General features: G+C 63.3%; 25 protein-coding genes. 10 read left to right on the forward strand and 15 right to left on the reverse strand.

Annotated features, from left to right (window positions below; all coding sequences use genetic code 11):
* Positions 1–78 precede the first annotated feature (78 nt).
* The 3 genes from rsmD to FS665_RS17780 are packed head-to-tail and all read right to left on the reverse strand — an operon-like array spanning position 79 to position 3513.
* The gene (rsmD, locus tag FS665_RS17770; RefSeq protein WP_145191222.1) at positions 79–681 is read right to left on the reverse strand and encodes a 16S rRNA (guanine(966)-N(2))-methyltransferase RsmD; all 603 of its coding nucleotides are present in this window, start codon (positions 679–681) and stop codon (positions 79–81) included.
* On the reverse strand, positions 681–2165 hold the full coding sequence (locus tag FS665_RS17775; protein WP_145191225.1) for a pitrilysin family protein: 1485 nt from the start codon (positions 2163–2165) through the stop codon (positions 681–683). Before FS665_RS17775 ends, rsmD begins: the two co-directional genes overlap by 1 nt.
* Positions 2158–3513, reverse strand: coding sequence for a pitrilysin family protein (locus tag FS665_RS17780; RefSeq protein ID WP_145191227.1), 1356 nt, complete (start codon positions 3511–3513; stop codon positions 2158–2160). Before FS665_RS17780 ends, FS665_RS17775 begins: the two co-directional genes overlap by 8 nt.
* A gap of 232 nt (positions 3514–3745) precedes the next feature.
* On the opposite strand from FS665_RS17780, the gene ftsY reads away from it, so the two are divergent.
* The 4 genes from ftsY to rpoH all read left to right on the forward strand — a co-directional run bounded on the left by ftsY (position 3746) and on the right by rpoH (position 7902).
* Complete coding sequence (ftsY, locus tag FS665_RS17790) at positions 3746–5236, forward strand: signal recognition particle-docking protein FtsY (RefSeq protein ID WP_145191230.1); 1491 nt, start codon at positions 3746–3748, stop codon at positions 5234–5236.
* A gap of 2 nt (positions 5237–5238) precedes the next feature.
* On the forward strand, positions 5239–5910 hold the full coding sequence (ftsE, locus tag FS665_RS17795) for a cell division ATP-binding protein FtsE (RefSeq protein ID WP_145191232.1): 672 nt from the start codon (positions 5239–5241) through the stop codon (positions 5908–5910).
* Complete coding sequence (gene ftsX, locus FS665_RS17800) at positions 5907–6935, forward strand: permease-like cell division protein FtsX (protein ID WP_145191235.1); 1029 nt, start codon at positions 5907–5909, stop codon at positions 6933–6935. Before ftsE ends, ftsX begins: the two co-directional genes overlap by 4 nt.
* A gap of 112 nt (positions 6936–7047) precedes the next feature.
* Positions 7048–7902, forward strand: coding sequence for an RNA polymerase sigma factor RpoH (gene rpoH, locus FS665_RS17805; protein WP_145191238.1), 855 nt, complete (start codon positions 7048–7050; stop codon positions 7900–7902).
* A 78-nt stretch (positions 7903–7980) separates the two neighbouring features.
* On the opposite strand, the gene mtgA is transcribed toward rpoH, so the two are convergent.
* Positions 7981–8691 carry a monofunctional biosynthetic peptidoglycan transglycosylase gene (mtgA, locus tag FS665_RS17810; RefSeq protein ID WP_145191241.1) on the reverse strand — a complete coding sequence of 237 codons (711 nt, stop codon included), beginning with the start codon at positions 8689–8691 and terminating at the stop codon, positions 7981–7983.
* A 64-nt stretch (positions 8692–8755) separates the two neighbouring features.
* Here mtgA and FS665_RS17815 point away from each other — a divergent pair, with 64 nt between their 5' ends.
* The 4 genes from FS665_RS17815 (at position 8756) to trmB (ending at position 11041) form a co-directional block, all read left to right on the forward strand.
* Complete coding sequence (locus FS665_RS17815; RefSeq protein ID WP_145191244.1) at positions 8756–9127, forward strand: DUF423 domain-containing protein; 372 nt, start codon at positions 8756–8758, stop codon at positions 9125–9127.
* Between the two features lie 102 nt (positions 9128–9229).
* Positions 9230–9430 (forward strand): sulfur carrier protein ThiS, encoded by a 201-nt coding sequence (thiS, locus tag FS665_RS17820; RefSeq protein ID WP_060513567.1) that lies wholly within the window; start codon positions 9230–9232, stop codon positions 9428–9430.
* A 66-nt stretch (positions 9431–9496) separates the two neighbouring features.
* Entirely contained in the window at positions 9497–10309 is an 813-nt protein-coding gene (locus FS665_RS17825) for a thiazole synthase (RefSeq protein ID WP_145191247.1), read from the forward strand.
* 9 nt (positions 10310–10318) lie between these two features.
* Positions 10319–11041 carry a tRNA (guanosine(46)-N7)-methyltransferase TrmB gene (gene trmB / locus FS665_RS17830; RefSeq protein WP_145191250.1) on the forward strand — a complete coding sequence of 241 codons (723 nt, stop codon included), beginning with the start codon at positions 10319–10321 and terminating at the stop codon, positions 11039–11041.
* A gap of 73 nt (positions 11042–11114) precedes the next feature.
* Here the strand turns inward: trmB and FS665_RS17835 are convergent, their stop codons facing one another.
* The 9 genes from FS665_RS17835 to FS665_RS17875 form a co-directional block, all read right to left on the reverse strand.
* Positions 11115–11441 (reverse strand): DUF3392 family protein, encoded by a 327-nt coding sequence (locus FS665_RS17835; protein WP_145191253.1) that lies wholly within the window; start codon positions 11439–11441, stop codon positions 11115–11117.
* A gap of 9 nt (positions 11442–11450) precedes the next feature.
* Entirely contained in the window at positions 11451–12626 is a 1176-nt protein-coding gene (gene hemW / locus FS665_RS17840) for a radical SAM family heme chaperone HemW (protein ID WP_145191256.1), read from the reverse strand.
* On the reverse strand, positions 12623–13219 hold the full coding sequence (gene rdgB, locus FS665_RS17845; RefSeq protein ID WP_145191259.1) for an RdgB/HAM1 family non-canonical purine NTP pyrophosphatase: 597 nt from the start codon (positions 13217–13219) through the stop codon (positions 12623–12625). Before rdgB ends, hemW begins: the two co-directional genes overlap by 4 nt.
* The gene (locus tag FS665_RS17850; RefSeq protein WP_145191262.1) at positions 13216–13650 is read right to left on the reverse strand and encodes a DUF4426 domain-containing protein; all 435 of its coding nucleotides are present in this window, start codon (positions 13648–13650) and stop codon (positions 13216–13218) included. The genes rdgB and FS665_RS17850 overlap by 4 nt, the downstream gene beginning before the upstream one ends.
* Positions 13651–13672: 22 nt before the next feature.
* Complete coding sequence (metW, locus tag FS665_RS17855) at positions 13673–14293, reverse strand: methionine biosynthesis protein MetW (RefSeq protein ID WP_145191265.1); 621 nt, start codon at positions 14291–14293, stop codon at positions 13673–13675.
* 7 nt (positions 14294–14300) lie between these two features.
* The gene (locus tag FS665_RS17860) at positions 14301–15440 is read right to left on the reverse strand and encodes a homoserine O-acetyltransferase (protein ID WP_145191268.1); all 1140 of its coding nucleotides are present in this window, start codon (positions 15438–15440) and stop codon (positions 14301–14303) included.
* Between the two features lie 88 nt (positions 15441–15528).
* Entirely contained in the window at positions 15529–16119 is a 591-nt protein-coding gene (locus FS665_RS17865) for a YggT family protein (protein WP_145191271.1), read from the reverse strand.
* A 10-nt stretch (positions 16120–16129) separates the two neighbouring features.
* Positions 16130–16948: a pyrroline-5-carboxylate reductase gene (proC, locus tag FS665_RS17870; protein ID WP_145191274.1), complete on the reverse strand. Its 819-nt coding sequence runs from the start codon at positions 16946–16948 to the stop codon at positions 16130–16132.
* Positions 16949–16986: 38 nt separating this feature from the next.
* Positions 16987–17673: a YggS family pyridoxal phosphate-dependent enzyme gene (locus tag FS665_RS17875; protein WP_145191277.1), complete on the reverse strand. Its 687-nt coding sequence runs from the start codon at positions 17671–17673 to the stop codon at positions 16987–16989.
* A 66-nt stretch (positions 17674–17739) separates the two neighbouring features.
* Between FS665_RS17875 and FS665_RS17880 the strand changes: the two genes are divergently transcribed.
* On the forward strand, positions 17740–18738 hold the full coding sequence (locus FS665_RS17880) for a type IV pilus twitching motility protein PilT (RefSeq protein WP_145191280.1): 999 nt from the start codon (positions 17740–17742) through the stop codon (positions 18736–18738).
* Between the two features lie 51 nt (positions 18739–18789).
* Here FS665_RS17880 and FS665_RS17885 read toward each other — a convergent pair whose 3' ends face one another.
* Positions 18790–19419: a C40 family peptidase gene (locus FS665_RS17885; RefSeq protein WP_145191283.1), complete on the reverse strand. Its 630-nt coding sequence runs from the start codon at positions 19417–19419 to the stop codon at positions 18790–18792.
* 166 nt (positions 19420–19585) lie between these two features.
* Between FS665_RS17885 and FS665_RS17890 the strand changes: the two genes are divergently transcribed.
* Positions 19586–20005 (forward strand): TM2 domain-containing protein, encoded by a 420-nt coding sequence (locus FS665_RS17890; protein WP_145191286.1) that lies wholly within the window; start codon positions 19586–19588, stop codon positions 20003–20005.
* Positions 20006–20060: 55 nt separating this feature from the next.
* On the opposite strand, the gene FS665_RS17895 is transcribed toward FS665_RS17890, so the two are convergent.
* Positions 20061–20762: an SPOR domain-containing protein gene (locus FS665_RS17895; protein ID WP_145191289.1), complete on the reverse strand. Its 702-nt coding sequence runs from the start codon at positions 20760–20762 to the stop codon at positions 20061–20063.
* Between the last annotated feature and the right edge of the window lies 1 nt (position 20763).

Raw genomic sequence — 20763 nt, forward strand, 5'->3', positions numbered from 1 at the left:
GCTGAAACGCTCCTAGGGGGAGGAGGGAGCAGCTTCAACCATCTCGAGGGGTGGGTCGGGGTACTTAGTTGATACCGGTCAGCCCCGTTGCCATAGGGCGTAGTGCACCTGGCCGGTTTTCTTCTCGCGGTGCAGGCGCCAGTTGCCTGGCAAGGTCAACGTCGAAGGAGCCGCCTCGCTTTCGGTGTAGATCCAGGCCTGGTCGCGCAGCCACTGGTTCTGCTCCAGCAGGTTGCAGGCATTGGCCAGCAGGTCCTGGTGAAATGGCGGGTCCAGGAACACCAGGTCGAACTGTTGCTTGGCCGGGGCATTCAAGTAGCGCAAGGCGTCGGTCTGCAGGATCTGCCCGCGAGGGCAGCGCAGGATCTCGAGGTTGTTCTTCAGGTTGGCGATGGCCGCAGGGTTGCTGTCCAGCGCCACCGCATCTTCGGCCCCGCGCGACAGGGCTTCGAGTACCAGGGCGCCGCTGCCGCTGAAGGCATCGAGGACATGCGCACCCTCGATGTACGGCGCCAACCAGTTGAACACGGTCTCGCGCACGCGATCAGGGGTGGGCCGCAGGCCTTCGCCATCGGGGACCGCCAGGCGGCGACTACGCCACTCGCCGGCGATGATGCGCAGGTGACCCTGGCCCTTGCTTTGGCCCTGAGCAGAGCGGGCGGGAGGGGTGGATCTAGGCATTAATGCTCCGGTACGCCGAGCGGCTGCTCGGACGGTTTGTCAGTAGGCGCCGGCAACGGCTTTTGCGGCACTTTCGGGCCGACGGTAACGATCACCAGTTTATCCGACGCCAGATGCTTGTTCATCGCCGCCTTGACCTGCTCGACGGTCAGGGCCTGGGATTGCTGCATGAAGTCTTCGAGCCAGGTCAGCGGCAGATTGTAGAAGCCGATCGCCCCCAGTTGTCCGACGATGCTGGCGTTGCTGGCATTGGACAATGGGAAGCTGCCGGCCAGCTCGCGCTTGGCATCGTCCAGTTCCTGCTGGGTCGGGCCACCCTTGAGGTAGTCGGCAAGGATACCCTGCACCAGTTTGAGCGTGCCTTCGCTGAGCTCGGCACGGGTCTGCAGGTTGATCATGAACGGACCACGGACCTGCATCGGGCTGAATGACGAGTAGACGCCATAAGTCAGGCCACGCTTTTCGCGCACCTCGCTCATCAACCGGGTGCCGAAGGCGCCGCCACCGAGGATCTGGTTACCCAGCGACAGTGCCGGCCAGTCCGGGTCCTGGCGATCGATACCGAGCTCGGCGAGCATCAGGTGGGTCTGGTTGCTCGGGAACTCGATGTGCGTGCTGCCGGCCTTGGGCTCAACCGGTTGCGCCGGTGCGGCCAGCGCTGGCCCCTTGGGCAGCGCGGCGGATACCTGGGCTGCGATGGCTTCGGCTTCGTCTCGGCCCAGGTCGCCCACCAGCGCGATCACCGCGTTACCCGCGGTATACGCCTTGGCATGGAAGGCGCGCAGCTGCTCGGCGGTGATCCCCGGGATGCTTTCAGGGGTGCCATCGCTCGGCTGGGCATAGGGGTGGTTGCCGTAGAGCTTGGCGTACAAGGCCTTGCCCGCGATCTTTGCAGGGTTCTGCTTTTCGTATTCGAAGCCCGCCAGGATCTGGTTCTTGATGCGTTTGAGCGCATCCTGCGGGAATGTCGGTTTCCCGGTGACTTCGGCGAACAGCTTGAGCGCCGGCTCGCGTTTGTCCTTGGCGCTGAGGCTGCGCAGCGAGGTGACCGCCATGTCGCGGTACGAACCGTTGCCAAAATCGGCGCCCAGGCCTTCGAAACCTTCGGCGATGGCAGTGACGTCCTTGCCGGTGACGCCTTCGTTGAGCATGGCGTTGGTCAAGGTGGCCACGCCCGGCGTCTTGCCATCTTGACTGCTGCCGGCGGCGAACGTCACGCGCAGGTCGAACATCGGCAGTTCGCGGGCTTCGACGAAGAGCACCCGTGCGCCTTCGGCAGTGGTCCAGTTGTGGATGTTCAGCGTGCGCCGGCTGGGCGCCTTGCCGTCGAGCTCTGCCAGCGACTGCAAGGTGTTGGCCGGGCGGGCGGCACTGCTTTCGGCCTCGGCGTGCGCCAGCTGTGGCAGCACGGCGGTCAGGGCGACAGCCAGGCCTAGGATGCCGGCGCCGAGCAGGCTATGACGTGGTGCGCTGCGATCACTCATCGGCGGACTCCTCGGGCAGTACATGGGCAACGCTCAGGCGTTCGCGGGTGAAATAGGTCTTGGCGGCGTTCTGCACATCCTGCGCGGTGACCTGCTTGAGTTCGTCCAGTTCGCTGTCGATCAGTTTCCAGGACAGACCGACGGTTTCCAGCTGGCCAATGGTGGTGGCCTGGCTGCTGATCGAATCGCGGTCGTAGACCAGGCCGGCGATGACCTGGGCGCGCACGCGCTCGAGTTCTTCGGCGCTGGGCGGGGTGCTCTTGAGCTCATCGAGCAACTGCCAGACGCCTTTCTCGACGTCGGCCAAGGTCTTGTGCTGCTGCACATTGGGCGTGGCTGAAATCAGGAACAAGCTGTCGCCGCGGGTGAAGGCGTTGTAGCTCGACGATGCCCCGGCCACCAATTCCTGGCCACGCTCCAGGCGTGCCGGCATGCGGGCGCTGTAGCCACCGTCGAGCAGGGCCGATATCAGGCGCAGGGCATGTGCAGTGCGTGGGTCCTTGGCCGTGGCCAGGCCTGGCACGTTGAAGCCGTAGATCAAGCTTGGCAGCTGTGTGCGCACATGCAGCGTGAGCTGGCGTTGGCCGGGTTCGGCAAGCTCCAGCGGTAGCTTGGCGGGCGGCACGCTACGCTTGGGAATGTTGCCGAAGTACTTCTGGGCCAGATGCTTGACTTCATCGGCGGTGACATCGCCGACCACCACCAGCGTCGCGTTGTTCGGGGCGTACCAGGACTCGTACCAGTGGCGCAGTTCCTCGACCTTCATGCGCTCGAGATCGGCCATCCAGCCGATGGTCGGGGTGTGATAGCCGCTGGCCGGATAAGCCATGGCGCGGAACAGCTCGAAGGCCTTGGACGTCGGCTGGTCATCGGTGCGCAGGCGGCGTTCTTCCTTGATCACCTCGATCTCGCGGGCGAATTCGTCGGCCGGCAGGCGCAGGCTGCCCAGGCGATCGGCTTCAAGCTCCAGTGCCACCGGCAGGCGGTCACGGGCCAGCACTTGATAGTAGGCGGTGTAGTCGTCGCTGGTGAAGGCGTTTTCTTCCGCGCCAAGGTCGCGCAGGATGCGCGACGCTTCGCCTGGGCCGATCTTGGCGCTGCCCTTGAACATCATGTGTTCCAGGGCATGGGACAAACCGGTCTGGCCTGGGGTTTCGTAGCTGGAGCCGACCTTGTACCAGATCTGCGACACCACTACCGGCGCACGATGGTCTTCGCGCACCACCACCTTGAGGCCGTTGTCGAGGATGAATTCGTGAGTGGGTTGCACATCGGCGGCGAAAGCTGCCAGTGGCAGGCAGAGCGTGCTGAGCAACAGGCCAGCGGCGCGGCGGGCTAGAGCATTCATACGGTGATTAACCTGTTCGGCGGCCTGCTGGTTTAGCGTCGGCGGGCCAGGAGGTGCTAGGATACTGATCCGGTTGCCTGGCGACCATGCCTGTCGCCGTTCTGGCCCACAGGTCCATTAAGACAAAACATTGCGCATGAACCAGCCGGCTTCAAAATAGTCTGTTCTGCGTTGAGAGAATTCCCGATGCGCCAGTTGCTGGCCCATCGCTACCCTGAGATAGCCGTCTTCCATGTTTGGTTCCAACGACGACAAAAAAGCGCCGGCTGAGGCTGGCGAGAAAAAAGGCCTGTTCAGCTGGTTTCGCAAGAAGCCGCAGCCACCTGTGCAAGCGGATTCGCCCGCCGAAGAAGCCCCTGCCGTCGAGCAACCTGCAGCCCCTGTTGTCGAGGAGTCTGCAGGCCATGCGCCACAGGTCGCTGAACCCGTCCGGGCCCCGCAACCCCTGCCGGCCGCTGAAGCAGCAGCGGCGCACGAACCGCAGGCAGCGCCCGAGCCAGTTGCCAGCGTACCTGTGCCAGCCACACCGGCAGAGCCTGCTGCACCCGTAAGCAACCTGGTGCTGCCGGTGGCCGAGGAGCCTGTGGCGCTGGTACCGGACCTGGAGCCGACGCCGCCGCCTGCGATCCCGGTGCGCCCAGCACCAGAGCCTGCCGTGGCCGCGCCTGTGGTACCTGCGCCGGTCGCAGCGCCCGCATCGCAGCCCGCCGCTGAACCTGTCGCGGCGCCTGAAGCCACTCCTGAAGTCGTTGCGCAGCCTGAGCCAGCGCCAGTGGCGGCCGCTGTCGAGCCAGCCAAGCCGGGCTTCTTCGCCCGCCTCAAGCAGGGTCTGTCCAAGACCAGCGCGAGCATCGGCGAGGGCATGGCCAGCTTGTTCATGGGCAAGAAGGTCATCGATGACGACCTGCTCGACGAAATCGAAACTCGCCTGCTGACCGCCGACGTTGGCGTCGAGGCGACCTCGGCCATCGTGCAGAACCTGACGCAGAAGGTTGCCCGCAAGCAACTGGCCGATGCCGACGCCCTCTACAAGTCGCTGCAGGAAGAACTCGCCGCGTTGCTGCGCCCTGTCGAGCAACCGTTGCAGGTCCAGGCGCAGAACAAGCCGTACGTCATCCTCGTGGTCGGCGTGAATGGCGCAGGCAAGACCACCACCATCGGCAAGCTGGCCAAGAAGCTGCAGCAGGAAGGCAAGAAAGTCATGCTGGCTGCTGGCGACACCTTCCGCGCCGCGGCAGTGGAGCAGCTGCAGGTGTGGGGCGAGCGCAATCAGATCCCGGTGATCGCCCAGCATACGGGCGCCGATTCCGCCTCGGTGATCTTCGATGCGGTGCAGGCTGCCAAGGCCCGTGGTGTCGATGTGCTGATCGCCGATACCGCCGGGCGCCTGCATACCAAAGACAACCTGATGGAAGAACTGAAAAAGGTCCGCCGGGTGATCGGCAAGCTCGATGCCGAGGCGCCGCACGAAGTGCTGTTGGTGCTCGACGCGGGCACCGGGCAGAACGCGATCAGCCAGGCCAAGTACTTCAATCAGAGTGTGGCGCTGACAGGCCTGGCGCTGACCAAGCTCGATGGCACCGCCAAGGGCGGGGTGATCTTCGCCCTGGCCAAGCAGTTCAAGCTGCCGATCCGCTTCATTGGGGTCGGCGAAGGCATCGACGACCTGCGTACCTTCGAAGCAGAGCCGTTCGTCAAGGCCCTGTTCGCCGAGCGAGACTGACCATGATCCGATTCGAGCAGGTTGCCAAGCGCTACCCCAATGGCCATGTCGGCTTGCATGAGCTCAGTTTTCGGGCGCGGCGGGGTGAGTTCCTGTTCGTCACCGGGCACTCGGGGGCAGGCAAGAGCACCTTGCTGCGTCTGCTGCTGGCCATGGAGCGCCCAACCAGCGGCAAGTTGATGCTGGCCGGACAGGACCTTGGCCAGATCAGCACCGCGCAGATTCCGTTCCTGCGTCGCCAGATTGGCGTGGTGTTCCAGAATCACCAGCTGCTGTTCGATCGCACGGTATTCAATAACATCGCCCTGCCGCTGCAGATTCTTGGCCTGTCCAAGGCCGAGATCGCCAAGCGCGTCGACTCGGCACTCGAGCGGGTGTCGCTGTCCGACAAGGGCGAGCTGTTCCCGGCCGACCTGTCGACCGGGCAGCAGCAGCGCGTTGGCATTGCCCGGGCCATCGTCCATCAGCCAGCGCTGTTGTTGGCGGACGAACCGACCGGCAACCTCGACCCGCGCCTGGCCGCCGAGATCATGGGCGTGTTCGAGGACATCAACCGGCTGGGCACCACGGTGCTCATCGCCAGCCACGACCTGGCATTGATTGCGCGTATGCGCCACCGCATGTTGACGCTGCAGCGCGGTCGTCTGATCGGCGACGGGGAGGCCGGGCAATGAGCACCACACGTACACCCAAGGTTTCCGAGCGCGTGGCGCCCAAGGCTGCCGATCCGCAGCCCGGTAAAAAGAAACGCGGCGATCACGACGACGACGGTCCGGATTTTCGCACCCTGCTGCATGCCTGGCTGGAAAGTCACCGTGCCAGTCTGGCCGACAGCTTGCGGCGCCTGGGCAAGCAGCCGATTGGCAGCTTCTTCACCTGCCTGGTGATGGCGGTGGCGCTGAGCATGCCCATGGGCCTTTCGCTGCTGCTCAAGAACGTCGAGAAGCTCGGCGGCTCCTGGCAGCGGGCGGCGCAGATCTCGCTGTACCTCAAGCTCGATGCCGCTGACCAGCAAGGCCAAGCCCTGCGCGATGAAATCCTGCGCATGCCGGGTGTCGCCGAAGCGCAGTACATCAGCCCCGTACAGGCGCTGGAAGAGTTCCAGCAGCAGTCCGGGCTGGGCGAAGCCCTGCGCGAACTGCCCGACAACCCATTGCCTGGTGTGGTGGTGGTAACCCCGACCGAGGTCGACAAGCCTGCTCTGGAGGCCTTGCGTCAGCGCCTTGCCGAGCTGCCGCGGGTGGAAAATGCCCAGCTCGACCTGGTCTGGGTCGAGCGCCTGGCAGCCATCCTGAAGCTGGGTGACCGTTTTGTGTTCGGTTTGGCGGTGATGCTTATTTCGGCACTGCTGTTAGTAATCGGTAACACAATTCGTCTACATATCGAGAACCGGCGCATCGAGATCGAGGTGATCAAGTTGGTCGGGGGCACCGACAGCTACGTACGCCGGCCTTTCCTCTACATGGGGGCCCTGTATGGCTTGGGTGCTGGAGTGCTGGCGTGGGGCATCCTGGCGTTCGGCCTGAACTGGCTGAACGATGCCGTGGTAGGGCTCTCGGGCTTGTACGGCAGCGATTTCGCCCTTGCAGGCGTGCCGGCATCAGATGGGTTCTCGCTCTTGATCGGGGCGGTATTGTTAGGGTATATCGGTGCCTGGATTGCGGTCGCACGCCACCTGAACGAGCTGGCACCGCGATAGTTTTTACTCGCCAGTATTGACAAATCATTCACAAGGGAACTTGTATAGTGGTTCCCTGGTCAATGTTGGTAGCGCTCACAAGGCGCGAATCTAGCAAGTCGGAGGTTCTTGAATGACCACATCGTTGCAACCTGCCTATGCCCTGGTGCCTGGTGCAAACCTGGAAGCCTACGTGCACACGGTCAACAGCATCCCGCTGCTGTCTGTCGAGCAGGAGCGAGATCTGGCCGAGCGTCTCTACTACGAGCAGGATCTTGAGGCCGCTCGGCAAATGGTGATGGCCCACCTGCGCTTCGTCGTGCACATCGCGCGCAGCTACGCAGGCTATGGCCTGGCCCAGGCTGACCTGATCCAGGAAGGCAACGTTGGCCTGATGAAGGCGGTCAAGCGTTTCAACCCTGAAATGGGTGTGCGGCTGGTGTCGTTCGCCGTGCACTGGATCAAGGCCGAGATTCACGAGTTCATCCTGCGCAACTGGCGCATCGTCAAGGTCGCGACCACCAAGGCGCAACGCAAGTTGTTCTTCAACCTGCGCAGCCAGAAAAAACGCCTGGCCTGGCTCAATAACGAAGAGGTGCATCGCGTTGCCGAAAGCCTCGGCGTCGAGCCACGTGAAGTGCGCGAGATGGAAAGCCGTCTGAGTGGCCAGGACATGGCCTTCGACCCGGCCGCCGAAGCGGACGACGACAGCGCCTTCCAGTCGCCGGCACACTACCTTGAAGACCACCGCTACGATCCGGCGGTACAGCTCGAAGACGCTGACTGGAGCGACAACTCCACCAGCAACCTGCATGAAGCCTTGCAGGGTCTGGATGAACGTAGCCGCGATATCCTCTACCAGCGTTGGCTGGCAGAGGAGAAAGCGACGCTGCATGAGCTGGCAGACAAGTACAGTGTCTCGGCGGAGCGCATTCGTCAGCTTGAGAAAAACGCCATGAACAAGGTCAAGGCGCTGATCGCCGCCTGATCGACCTTGGTTGCAAAAGAGCCGCTCGCCCTCATGGGTAAGCGGCTTTTTTTATTGCTCGTGACCTCAGACGGGCCGTTATAGCTTGCGCGAGGTATCCAGCTGCATGAGATAGCCGGGGCCGCCAAGCTGGCTCATCTGCCGGCGAATCCACCCGGCCCGGCTGGCCACATAGGCGCTGGGTCGGCCGGCGCTCCATTTGATCGGGCTGGGCAAAACCGCCGCCAGCTGTGCTGCCTGCTGGCGACTCAGGCGGCTGGCGTCGGTGCCGAAGTGATAACGTGCTGCAGCCTCGGCACCGAAGACGCCCGGGCCCCATTCGGCGCTGTTGAGGTAGACCTCGAGAATGCGCTCCTTGGACCAGAACAGCTCAATCAGCGCCGTGAACCAGGCTTCCAGCCCCTTACGCAACCAACTGCGGCCGGACCATAGGAACAGGTTCTTGGCCACCTGCTGGGTCAGCGTACTGGCCCCGCGGATGTTGCCGCCGCGTTCGTTGTAAGCCAACGCAGCCTGGATCGCGGGAATATCGAAGCCCCAGTGGCTGGCGAACTTCTGGTCTTCACCGGCGATTACCGCGACCTTGAGTTCATCCGAGATGTTTTCCCAGGGCTGCCAGTCTCGCTGCAGGTCGATGGCTTCGCCGCTGAGCCAGGATTGCACCTTGCGCTCGACCATCAGGGCCGTACCTGGCGGCGGCACCCAGCGAAACACCAGAACCAGCACGATACTGGCGGCAGCGAACCAGAGCAGGGCACGTACGAGGCGGCGCAGAAGGGATGACAGCATGGCGATGACTTGGCCGGACCGTTGGAACGGGCCATTATACAGACCCGATACAAGGAGTCGTCCCATGCTTCGCAGCTTCCTCATGCTTGCTGCCTTCTTCGGCTTTACCGGCGTCGCCCTCGGCGCATTCGCCGCACATGGGCTGAAAAACCGCCTGAGCGCCGATTACCTGGCGATCTTCCACACCGGCGTGACCTATCAACTGGTGCACGCCTTGGCCATCTTTGGCGTCGCGCTGTTGGCCGCGCACTTGCCGGGTCGGCTGGTCGGCTACGCCGGGGGGCTGTTCGCCTTGGGGATCGTGCTGTTCTCCGGCAGCCTTTACCTGCTCACCCTCAGTGGCCTGGGCAAGCTGGGCATCATCACGCCGATCGGTGGCCTGTGCTTTCTCGCCGGTTGGCTGTGCCTGGGCCTGGCGGCCTGGCGTTTAGGCTGACCAAGCGGTCCACAATCGCGACTAATGGCGCGCAGCACCCTTGGGTTCGGATGTTGATCGGCGCTAGAATGCGGGCCCCAAAGCACAATGGTGGCCGTGCACATGCGCATTCAACTGAACGGTGAGCCTTATGAATTGCCTGCTGGCGAGAGCGTCGCGGCCCTGCTGACGCGCCTTGAACTTGCCGGGCGCCGGGTGGCGGTAGAGCTCAACCTGGATATCGTGCCGCGCAGCCAGCACGACAGCACCCAGCTTAACGAAGGCGATCAGGTCGAAGTGGTTCACGCCATCGGTGGCGGCTGAGCCGTCTGCCGCGATTCACCTGCGTGATTCACCTGATAGCCCCGTAACCTTTGCAGAGGAACATCGATGAGCAACGTTCGCAGCGACAAGCCTTTCGTCCTGGCCGGGCGCACTTTCCAGTCGCGCCTGCTGGTGGGCACCGGCAAATACCGCGACATGGAAGAAACCCGCCTGGCGACCGAAGCGTCTGGCGCGGAGATCGTCACCGTGGCCGTGCGCCGGACCAACCTGGGCCAGAACGCTGGCGAGCCGAACCTGCTCGACGTGCTGTCGCCCGACAAGTACACCATCCTGCCGAACACGGCTGGTTGCTTCGACGCCGTCGAAGCCGTGCGTACCTGCCGCCTGGCCCGTGAACTGCTCGATGGCCGCAAGTCGCACGAGTCGCGAACCTTGGTGAAGCTGGAAGTGCTGGCCGACCAGAAAACCCTGTTCCCCAATGTCATCGAAACCCTCAAGGCTGCCGAAGTGCTGGTCAAGGATGGCTTCGACGTGATGGTCTATACCAGTGACGACCCGATCATCGCCCGGCAACTGGCCGAGGCAGGCTGTATCGCGGTCATGCCATTGGCTGGGCTGATCGGCACTGGCCTGGGCATCTGCAACCCCTACAACCTGCAAATCATTCTGGAAGAATCCAAGGTCCCGGTCCTGGTCGATGCCGGTGTCGGTACCGCTTCCGATGCCACCATCGCCATGGAAATGGGCTGCGAAGCGGTGTTGATGAACTCCGCCATCGCCCACGCCCAGCAACCGGTGCTCATGGCCGAAGCCATGAAACACGCCATTGTCGCCGGCCGCATGGCCTACCTGGCCGGCCGCATGCCGAAAAAACTCTATGCCAGCGCTTCCTCGCCGCTGGATGGTCTGATCAAGTAAGAGCTCCCGATGACTGATTCGCAAGATACGCCGATCGCCGCCGACGGCGACCAGCGCCCGCACCGCCGCATCAAGAGCTTCGTGATGCGTGCTGGGCGCATGACCGAAGGCCAGCAACGCGGCCTCGACCAGGGCGGCCCGCTGTATATTCTGCCGCTGGCCGAAGCCCCGGTGGACTACGACCAGGTATTTGGCCGTTCGGCGCCGCGTACCCTGGAAATCGGTTTCGGCATGGGCCACTCCCTGCTGGAGATGGCTGCGGCTGCCCCTGAGCAGGATTTCATCGGTGTCGAAGTGCACCGTCCGGGTGTCGGCGCGCTGCTCAATGGCGTGTTGACCCAGGGCCTGACCAACCTGCGGGTCTACGATTGCGACGCCATCGAAGTACTCAACCGCTGCGTTGCCGACAACAGCCTCGACCGCCTGATGCTGTTCTTCCCCGACCCATGGCACAAGGCGCGCCATCACAAGCGCCGCATCGTCCAGCTGGAATTCGCTGAACTGGTGCGCCGCAAGCTCAAGCCGGGTGGTGTATTCCACATGGCGACCGACTGGGAACCGTACGCCGAGTACATGCTGGAAGTGATGAGCGCAGCGCCGGGCTACCGTAACCGCGCCGAGGATGGTGCCTACGTGCCACGACCGCCGGAGCGGCCGATCACCAAGTTCGAGCGTCGCGGCGAGCGGCTCGGGCATGGCGTATGGGATCTGAAGTTCGAGAAGGTCGATTGAGCGACCGACCGCATCGTTCGCGATGAGCCAAAAAAACCGCTCTGAGAAGAGCGGTTTTTTTATGGGATCTACATCAGCCGCGGCGGTCCGCCACCACCCCTATCAGCACCAGCACCACCACCAACACGGGCGCCAGCGCATAGTTGTTGAACTGGCCAAGACCCTTGATCACCCAAGGTGTGGCGTAGATCAGTGCGGCGCCGCTGCCAAGCATCACCAGCAGGGCCATGAACGGGACGCGCAGCGCCCCGGCCAGGCCGCCCAGGCGTTGCTCCACCCAGCCCTTGATATCAGTACCAAACAGCACCAGCAGGCAACCCACCAGCGCCAGCGAAATCTCCGAGAGGTTGCTGCGGCTCCAGCGCGAAACCGTGGCGAGCAGGTCGAGTACCAGGTCCATGGATCATCCTTAGGTCAAGAAATACTGCAGCAGGTCATTGAGGAACAGCTGGCCGCGCGCGGTGGCCGCCAGACGACCCGGTTCGACCTGCAAAAGGCCTTTTTGTTCGGCAGCGCGGCGCGCTTCGGCCAGCTGCGCCAACGGCAGCCCGGTGCGCTGGGTGAACAACTCGGCTTCAACGCCCTCCGTCAGGCGCAGGGCGTTCATTAGAAATTCGAACGGCAACTCATCCACCGGCAACGGTTTCTCGCCGGCCTTGAAGGGCTTGGCCAGGTTCAGGTAGTCCTTGGGCAGCCGGGTCTTCCAGGTACGCACGATACGACCGTCGGTGAATGTCAGCTTGCCGTGCGCACCGGCGCCAATGCCGATGAAGTCACCAAAGCGCCAGTAGTTGAGGTTATGGCGCGCCGCGCGATCGGCCTGGGCGTAGGCTGAAACCTCGTACTGCTGTAAGCCATTGGCCGCCATCAGCGCCTGGCCGGCTTCCTGGATGTCCCACAGGATGTCATCTTCCGGCAGCTCCGGTGGCTGGTTCCAAAACACCGTGTTGGGCTCGACCGTCAGCTGATACCACGACAGGTGCGTTGGCCCAAGGTCAATGGCCTGACGCAGATCGGCAAGGGCGTCATCGAGGGACTGCTCGGGCAGGCCATGCATCAGGTCCATGTTGAAGTTGTCGAAGCCTGCCGCACGCGCCATGCCAGCGGCGCGGATCGCTTCGTCACCGTTGTGGATCCGGCCGAGCGCCTCCAGCTTGGCTGGCTGGAAGCTTTGCACGCCGATGGACAGGCGGTTGATGCCGGTTTGCCGGTACGCTTTGAATTTGTCTTGCTCGAATGTACCGGGGTTGGCCTCCAGGGTGATTTCGATATCCGCAGCGAACCCTATGCGCTGCTCCACACCGCGCAGCAGGCGGCCCAGGGCTTGGGCGCTGAACAAGCTAGGCGTGCCGCCGCCAAAGAAGATCGACGACAGCTGACGGCCCTGCACCGCAGGCATCTCAAGGTCGAGGTCGGTCAGCAGCGCGTCGACGTAGGCCTCTTCCGGCAACGCTGGCCCGGCAGCGTGAGAATTGAAGTCGCAGTACGGGCATTTGCGTACGCACCACGGAATATGGATGTACAGCGCCAAGGGCGGCAGGCCTGCTAGCGCCTGCGCACCGTTCTGGGGCAGCGTGGCGATCATGCTAGGCCCAGACGTTGGCGCAGCAGGGCCATGGCCCGGGCGCGGTGGCTGAGCTGATTCTTGTCGGCCGGCGCGAGGTCGGCGCTCGAACACTTGCGCTCCGGTACCCAGAACAGTGGGTCGTAGCCAAACCCATGCTCACCACTGGCCTCGAACAGGATGCTGCCATGCCACAGGCCTTCGCAGAGGATCGGCAATGGGTCATCGGCGTGGCGCACCAGGGCCAGCACGCAAACGAATTGCGCGCCGCGCTCTTGTTGCGGAACATCTTTCAAGGCATCGAGCAGCTTGGCGTTGTTCGCCGCATCGCCCTTGCCATCGGCATAACGCGCCGAATAGATGCCCGGTGCCCCACCGAGGAAGTCGACGGCAAGACCTGAATCGTCCGCCAGCGCTGGCAGGCCGGAAATGCGCGCGGCGTTGCGGGCCTTGAGGATGGCATTCTCGACGAAGGACAAACCGGTTTCTTCAGGTTCGACCTGACTGAACTCGCCAATCGAGCGCAATTGCACCGATTGGCCAAGCATGGCTTGAAGTTCCTTGAGTTTGCCGGCGTTGTGGCTGGCCAATACGAGCTGCTGGAAATTCATCATTCTCCGGGGAACACTTGCTGGTTGAAACTCAGTGGATGGCTGACGCCACCGGTTTCGACGTTGAGGTCGAAGATCAGGGTCTGGGCCTGATCGATCTTGAATTGGGCAATGTAGTACACCGAGCCTTGATCGATGATCTGCCGGAACGACAGCGGGCTGGCGCGACCGGTGAGGTCTTTGACCGTACCGCTGACTACCGCCATGGCGGGCTTGCCGGTCTTGATCACCGCCACATTGAGCACCCCCTGGTTCTTGCTGCGGTCAAGTCCGGTGCTGGCGGCGATGGCCGGTTGCAGCATGCTCGAAGTGAAGGCGCTGTAGTGCACCGTGACATCACCGAACACCGCCTTGCGCTCGCCGCTGGCGGCATCGGCCGCCAGCACGGGGAAGCTCAGGCACAGGCACATCAGCAGCAGGGCTAGGCGACGCATGGTGCAATTCCTCGAGTAGGCGTCAAACGGCCAGTTTGTGCTCCTGCAAACCTGGGCTGCTGACACGGTAGATGCCGATTTCACCCAGAAGATTAGGCCAAAGCCGACCGCCCCACCCGTTGCGGTGCAGATGGTCGACGGCCAGGCGGTCCAGCACCTTGGCCTGACGCTCATGGCACAGCTCTTCGAAGTCGGCGAAGGTGCAGAAGTGAATGTTCGGCGTGTTGTACCAGGTGTAGGGCATGAAGTCCGACACCGGCATGCGGCCCTTGGTCGCCAGGTACCAACGGCAGCGCCAGTGACCGAAGTTGGGGAAGGTGATGATGCACTGGCGGCCCACCCGCAGCATTTCGTCGAGAATGCGGTCGGGGTATTCCACCGCCTGCAGGGCCTGGGTCATCACCACCACGTCGAAGCTGTTGCTGGCGAAGTTGCCAAGACCCTTGTCCAGGTCCTGCTCGATGACGTTGACGCCCTTGGCCACACACGCGGCGATATTGTCGGCATCGATTTCCAGGCCATAGCCGGTGACTTGCTTGCGATCACGCAGCGAAGCCAGCAGCTCGCCGCTGCCGCAGCCAAGGTCGAGGACCCGGCTGCCGGCAGGGATCCACTCGTGGATGATTTCCAGGTCGGCTCTCATGCTGTCCTCAAATGGCGATGCGATTCATGTAGTTCGCGAAACCTTGCATGTAGCGAGGTGTGGGGATCAGGAAGGCATCGTGCCCATAGGGCGAATCGATCTCCAGGTAACAGACGTTCTTGCGCGCGGCCATCAGCGCGTCGACAATTTCCCGCGAGCGTGCCGGGGAGAAACGCCAGTCGGTGGTGAACGACATGATGCAGTAGTCTGCAGTTACATGCGCCAGGGTGGCTGCCAGATCGCCGCCATTGGCCGCTGCCGGGTCGAAGTAGTCCAGGGCCTTGGTCATCAGCAGGTAGGTGTTGGCGTCGAAGCGACCGGAAAACTCTTCGCCCTGATAGCGCAGGTAGCTCTCGACCTGGAACTCGACGCTGTGGAAGTCGTAGTTGAGTTTGTCGCTCTTGAGCTCACGGCCGAATTTCTCACCCATCGAGTCGTCGGACAGGTAGGTGATGTGACCGACCATGCGCGCCAGCATCAACCCTCGCTTGGGAATCACGCCTTGGTCCTGGAACGAGCCACCGTGGAATTCGGGGTCGGTCAAGATGGCCTGGCGCGCCACTTCGTTGAACGCGATGTTCTGGGCCGAGAGCTTGGGTGCCGAAGCGATGTCGACACAGTGACGCACGCGCTCTGGATAGGTCATGGTCCACTGCAGGGCCTGCATGCCGCCGAGGCTGCCGCCGACGATGGCGGCCCACTGGGCGATGCCCAGGCGATCGGCCAGGCGCGCCTGGCTGTGTACCCAGTCTTCCACGGTCAGGATCGGAAACTCGGCGCCGTAGGGCTTGCCAGTGGCGGGGTTGATGCTGCTTGGGCCGGTGCTGCCGTTGCAGCCGCCGAGGTTGTTCAGGCTCACCACGTAAAAGCGGTTGGTGTCGATCGGCTTGCCTGGGCCGATGCAGCTGTCCCACCAGCCCGGCTTGCGGTCGGTGACGGCGTGATAGCCAGCAGCGTGGTGATGGCCGGAGAGGGCATGGCAGATCAGCACGGCGTTGCTCGCGCTGGCGTTCAGGGTGCCGTAGGTTTCGTAGACCAGCTCGTAGCTGTGCAGCGACCGGCCGCAGGCCAGGGCCAGGGGCTCGTCGAACCTGGCAATTTGCGGTGTAACCAGACCGACGGAATCTTCGGGAAGGACAGTGGACATCGACCCTGCTCACGCTTGACGGAGGCGTAAGTCTAAAGAGCACTCCCCCCAGCGGCAAGCGCAGGCTTGCCGCGGCGGGCTACAAGGGTCAGATCATGCGCCACAGTTCCTGGGGCATGCCGGCGTAGGCGGCCAGCGGAGGCATGACGAACGACTGGATCACCTGGATGGCGAGGAAGGCGAAGATCGGCGAGATGTCCATGCCGCCCAGGTTGGGCACGATGCGACGGAACGGCGCCAACACCGGCTCGCTGATCTGCCAGGCCAGCTCGGCGGCCGGATTGTTGCTGTTGGGCGCGACCCAGGAAACGATCACCATGACGATCATCGCCACCCAGAAGATCTTCAGGAACAGCGAGGTGATGCCGATGATGGCCCACATCAGCAGGTGCAGCACGTCACCGAAGGTGCCGTAGGTGACCATCAACACGAAGCCCATGAGCAGGGCCTGGATGACGATCGCCAGCAGCAAGGACGAGGTGTCCAGGCCGCCGATGCTCGGAATTACCCGGCGAATGGGCTTGAGCAGCGGCTGGGTCGCACGTACGGCGAACTGGCTCAGCGGGTTGTAGAAGTTGGCCTTGACCAGTTGCAGCACGAAGCGCAGCAGGACGATCACCAGGTACAGGCTGACCAGGGTTTGCACCACGAAAATCGCGGCGCCGGACAGTGCATTCATTGACAGCTCCTTATTTGCCCAGTTGTTCGGCCAGCTCGGCGGAGCGCGTGGACGCCGCTTGCAGCGCCTGCTCGACGATGGCTTCGAAACCATTGCCCTGGAAAGACTTGATCGCAGCTTCGGTGGTACCGGCTGGCGAGGTGACCCGGCGCCGCAGCTCGGCGGCATCGACATCGCTGGCCGCGGCCATGTGCGCGGCGCCCAGCGCGGTTTGCAGGGTCAGCTGCGAGGCGGTTTCGCGCGGCAGGCCGAGCTTTTCGCCGGCGGCGGTCATCGCTTCGATCAGCAGGAAGAAATACGCAGGACCACTGCCGGAAACCGCGGTCACGGCGTCCAGTTGCTGCTCCTGTTCCAGCCACAGCGCAGTGCCGACAGCCGACAGCAGCTGCTGCGCCTGTTGCCGTTGCGTATCGCTGACCTCGGCGGTGCCGTACAGGCCGCTGACGCCCTGGCGCAGCAGCGCTGGCGTGTTGGGCATGCAGCGTACCACCGGGATCGCCCCGAGCCACTGCTGCAGGCTGGCGCAGGTGATGCCGGCCGCGATCGAGACGATCAGCTGGCCGTCCTTGAGGGTCGGCTGCAGGCTCTGGCACACCGCCTTCATGACCTGCGGCTTGACCGCCAGCACCACCACGTCAGCGCCGTCGATGGCCTGGGCGTTGTCCTCGAAGGCTTCGATGCCGTGTTCGGCCTGGATCCGGCTGCGGGTGTCGGCGCCGGGGTCGCTGGCGCGGATCTGCGCCGCGTCCATCCCTTGCGCACGCAGCCCGCCGATCAGGCTGGCGGCCATGTTGCCGGCGCCGATAAAGGCAATACGCGTTTTGCTCATGTCAGGTCCTTGAGGGAAAGAGTGAGTAAAGCATGGAATCAAAGCGGCCCGTAGTCGCGAGCGCCGAACAAGGCGGTACCGATGCGCACCCAGGTCGCTCCCTGGGCAATGGCTGCTTCCAGGTCATGGCTCATGCCCATCGACAAGGTGTCCAGGGGCAAATCCAAGCCGTGCTGCAACTGGCGCAGGGTGGCGAACGCAGCTTCCTGGCTGGCGCGGTCATCGCTCGGCTCGGGGATCGCCATCAAACCGCGCAGACGCAGGTTGGGCAGCGCCGCAACAGCGTTGGCCAGTGAGGCCAGGTCGGCCGGTGCGCAGCCGGATTTGCTGTCCTCGCCGCTGACATTGACTTGCAGGCAGATGTTCAGCGGTGCCAGGTGCGCAGGGCGCTGCTCGGACAGGCGTTGGGCGATCTTCAAACGGTCCACGGAGTGCACCCAGTCGAAATGTTCGGCAATGGCCTTGGTCTTGTTCGACTGAATAGGGCCGATGAAGTGCCAGATCAAGGGCAGTTCAGCGAGTTCGAGCTGTTTGGCCAAGGCCTCTTGCAGGTAGTTCTCGCCGACGTCGAGCACGCCGGCAGCGTGGGCCTCGCGAATGGCGCTGGCCGGTTTGGTCTTGCTCACCGCCAGCAGGCGGACGCTCGCCGGATCGCGCCCGGCTGCCAGTGCGGCGCGCTCGATGCGGGCGGCGAGGGCGCTTAGGTTGTCTGCTATGGTGGACATGGATCGCTGCCGTCGGCTCTGAAGGTCTGCGGCATTCTACCTGCTTGATGGCCTTTGGGGAGTCTCATGGACGTGACCGACCTGTTGGCCCGGGCCGCTGATGCAGGGGCGAGTGACCTGCATCTGGCTGCGGGCGATGTACCCATGCTGCGCATCGATGGCGCACTGCAGCGCATGGCGCAGCCGCGCGTGAGCACGCCGGCGCTGCGCGACGCCCTGGCGCCACTGCTTGAGCGGCACCACTGTCAGCAGTGGTTGCAAGGTTACGAACTGGACCTGGCGCTCGATCTGGACGGGCTTGGGCGTTTTCGCGTCAATTTGTTTCGGCAGCACAATGGTCTGGCCGCCGCGTTCAGGCTGATAGCGCCGCGCATTGCCAGTGTCACAGAGCTGGATCTTGACCAGGTATACCAGGCTGTTGCTGCGCAGGCAGACGGCCTGGTGCTGATCGGCGGGCCCACCGGCAGTGGCAAGTCCAGCACCCTGGCCGCGTTGATCGACCGACTCAATCGGGAACGTGCACTGCATATCGTCACCCTCGAAGACCCTGTGGAAGTTATCCACAGCGGCCATCGCAGCCTGGTCAACCAGCGTGAAATCGGCCGGCATTGCCGGGATGTGGCCCAAGGCCTGCGCAGCGCCCTGCGCCAGGACCCCGATGTCATCATGGTTGGCGAACTGCGTGACCTCGAAGCCATTCGCCTGGCCCTGCGCGCGGCGCAGACCGGTCACCTGGTACTGGCCACCGTGCATACACGCTCGGCTGCCGGCAGCATCGATCGCCTGGTGGAGGTATTCGCTGCCGAAGAAAAACCGCTGGTGCGGACCCTGCTGGCAGACTCGCTGCGTTTGGTCGTGGTGCAGCGCCTGATCAAACGCGTGGGGCCCGGGCGGGTAGCGGCGCGCGAGGTGCTGGTAGCGACGCCAGCGGTGCGCAACCTGATTCGCGAGGGGCGGGTCGCGCAGCTGTGCTCGGTGATGCAGGCGGGCGCGGCGCAGGGTATGCGCACCATGGAGAGCGCGCTGCAGGTGTTACGGGAGCAAGGTCAGATCAGTGCTGGCTAGTGCCGTTTCCCACGCCTTTGCCGGCGCTGTCGCAAAGACGCGGGAATCGACTCAACGCTTGGCGAGGTTCAGCTGCTGCGACGCTTTGGGCAGTACCCGCTTGGCGACCACGTAGTGCTTCTGCCAGTAAGCTTTGCTCAGGTTGTCGATGCTCACCCGCTTGCCGCGGCGCGGGGCATGAATGAAGCGGTCGTTACCCAGGTAGATGGCAACATGGTTGACCCGCCGACTCTTGATGTTGAAAAAGATCAGGTCGCCGGGTTTGAGGTCGTTTTTCGCCACCTTGACGCCGTGGCCCTGGGCCATGGCATTGGAAGTACGCGGCAAATCGACATCTGCCACGTCGTTGAAGGCGTATTTGACCAGGCCACTGCAGTCGAAGCCTTTTTTCGGGCTGCTGCCGCCCCAAACATAAGGGGTACCGAGGACGTTGACCGCGCGGCTGAGCACGTCGCTGCTCTGCTTGGGCGACATTGCCGCCACGGCAGGCAGCTTGTGACCCTTGCCAGCGGCGCTGGTGCGTGCCTCGAGGGTCGCATGCTTGACGGGGGCGCGTTTCACCGAGGCGTTGGTGGTGTAGCCGGTGAAACCGTTGGGAAGACGTTGCTCACGATTGGTGGCGTGGGCGGCCAGGGGCAATAATAGGCAGAGGGTCAGCCATGTCTTGATCAAAGGCGGCATAGTTGAAGCTCTTATGAAAGTTGTGTGTATTGGCGCGCAACTTTATAACAGCTTTTTGATCAGTTTCTGAGCCGTTGGTCGATTGTCATGCTGCCGTATGTCGGCCTTGGACAGAAAAGTCACATTTTTGTTTAGAAAATTTTTGGATAAGCCACGAGGGCAATCGATGAATACCTACCAGCACGGGGCTCCGTCCCACGACACCCACAGCAAAGTCATCGGCTACCTGTTGTGGATTTTCGGCTTCACCGGCTCGCACCGTTTTTACTACGGCAAGCCGATCACCGGGACCATCTGGTTCTTCACGTTGGGCTTGCTGGGCATCGGTTGGCTGATCGACCTGTTTCTGATCCCGGCGATGGACCGCGAAGCCGACCTGCGTTTTCAGTCCGGGCGCACCGACTACAACATTGCGTGGATCCTGCTGACATTCCTTGGGATCTTCGGGGCCCACCGCCTGTACCAGGGCAAATGGATCACGGCGGTCATCTACTTCTTCACCGGCGGCCTGTTCCTGGTCGGCGTGCTGTATGACTTCTGGACCCTGAACGGGCAGATTTCCGAAGCCAACGCGCGTCGTCGCTAAACCCGCGTCGGGAGCGAAAAAAGCCTTGCCGCGCAATGCGGCAAGGCCTCTTTCGTCACTGGCGGGTCTGTCGCTGCTGCAGCAGCAAGTTGCTGAAGCCTGCGCCGGCCAGTTGCTTCTGGGCGCCGGTCAGCTGCTCGCGATTGCTGAACGGGCCAACCAGGACCCGGTACCAGGTTTCTTCCTTGACGGTGCCTGATTCGACTTTGACCACCTGGCCAAGCAGGATGATCTGCGCGCGGACCTTGTCGGCATCGGCCTGCTTGCGGAACGAGCCTGCCTGCAGGAAGTACTGCGTGGTCGCTGCGGGCTTGATCACCGGTGGCGCAGGCGGTGGGGTTTGCCCCAGCAAGGCGGCCTGGGCACGGGCGGTGTCGATTTTTGCCGCCTCTGCTGGCGTGACCGGGGTAACCGGCTGCGCCGGAACCGGTGGGGTCTTCTCAGGCACTGCTTCGGGCGGCACGATCACTTCCGACTCAGGCAGCAGCGTGTAGAAGTCGTACTTGGGCTTGATTGGCTGTTGCGCTGTCGCGGTGGCCGTCGACTTGCTCGCTTCGGCGACCTTTTCCGGCTTCTGCTGCTCAGGCTTGGTGCGTTTGATATCTCCCCCGCCTGGCTCGAGCTTCATCAGAAAGACGATGAAAGCACCGACCGTCAGCCCGACCGCCAGCCACACCCAGCCTGGGATCGGCTGCTTGGCAGGGGCACTTTGACGGCTGGCACCGCGTTTGGGAGCAGGTTTTTTCTTGGCAGCCAAC

The organism is Pseudomonas sp. URMO17WK12:I11 (genome assembly GCF_007677725.1).
GTDB lineage: Bacteria > Pseudomonadota > Gammaproteobacteria > Pseudomonadales > Pseudomonadaceae > Aquipseudomonas.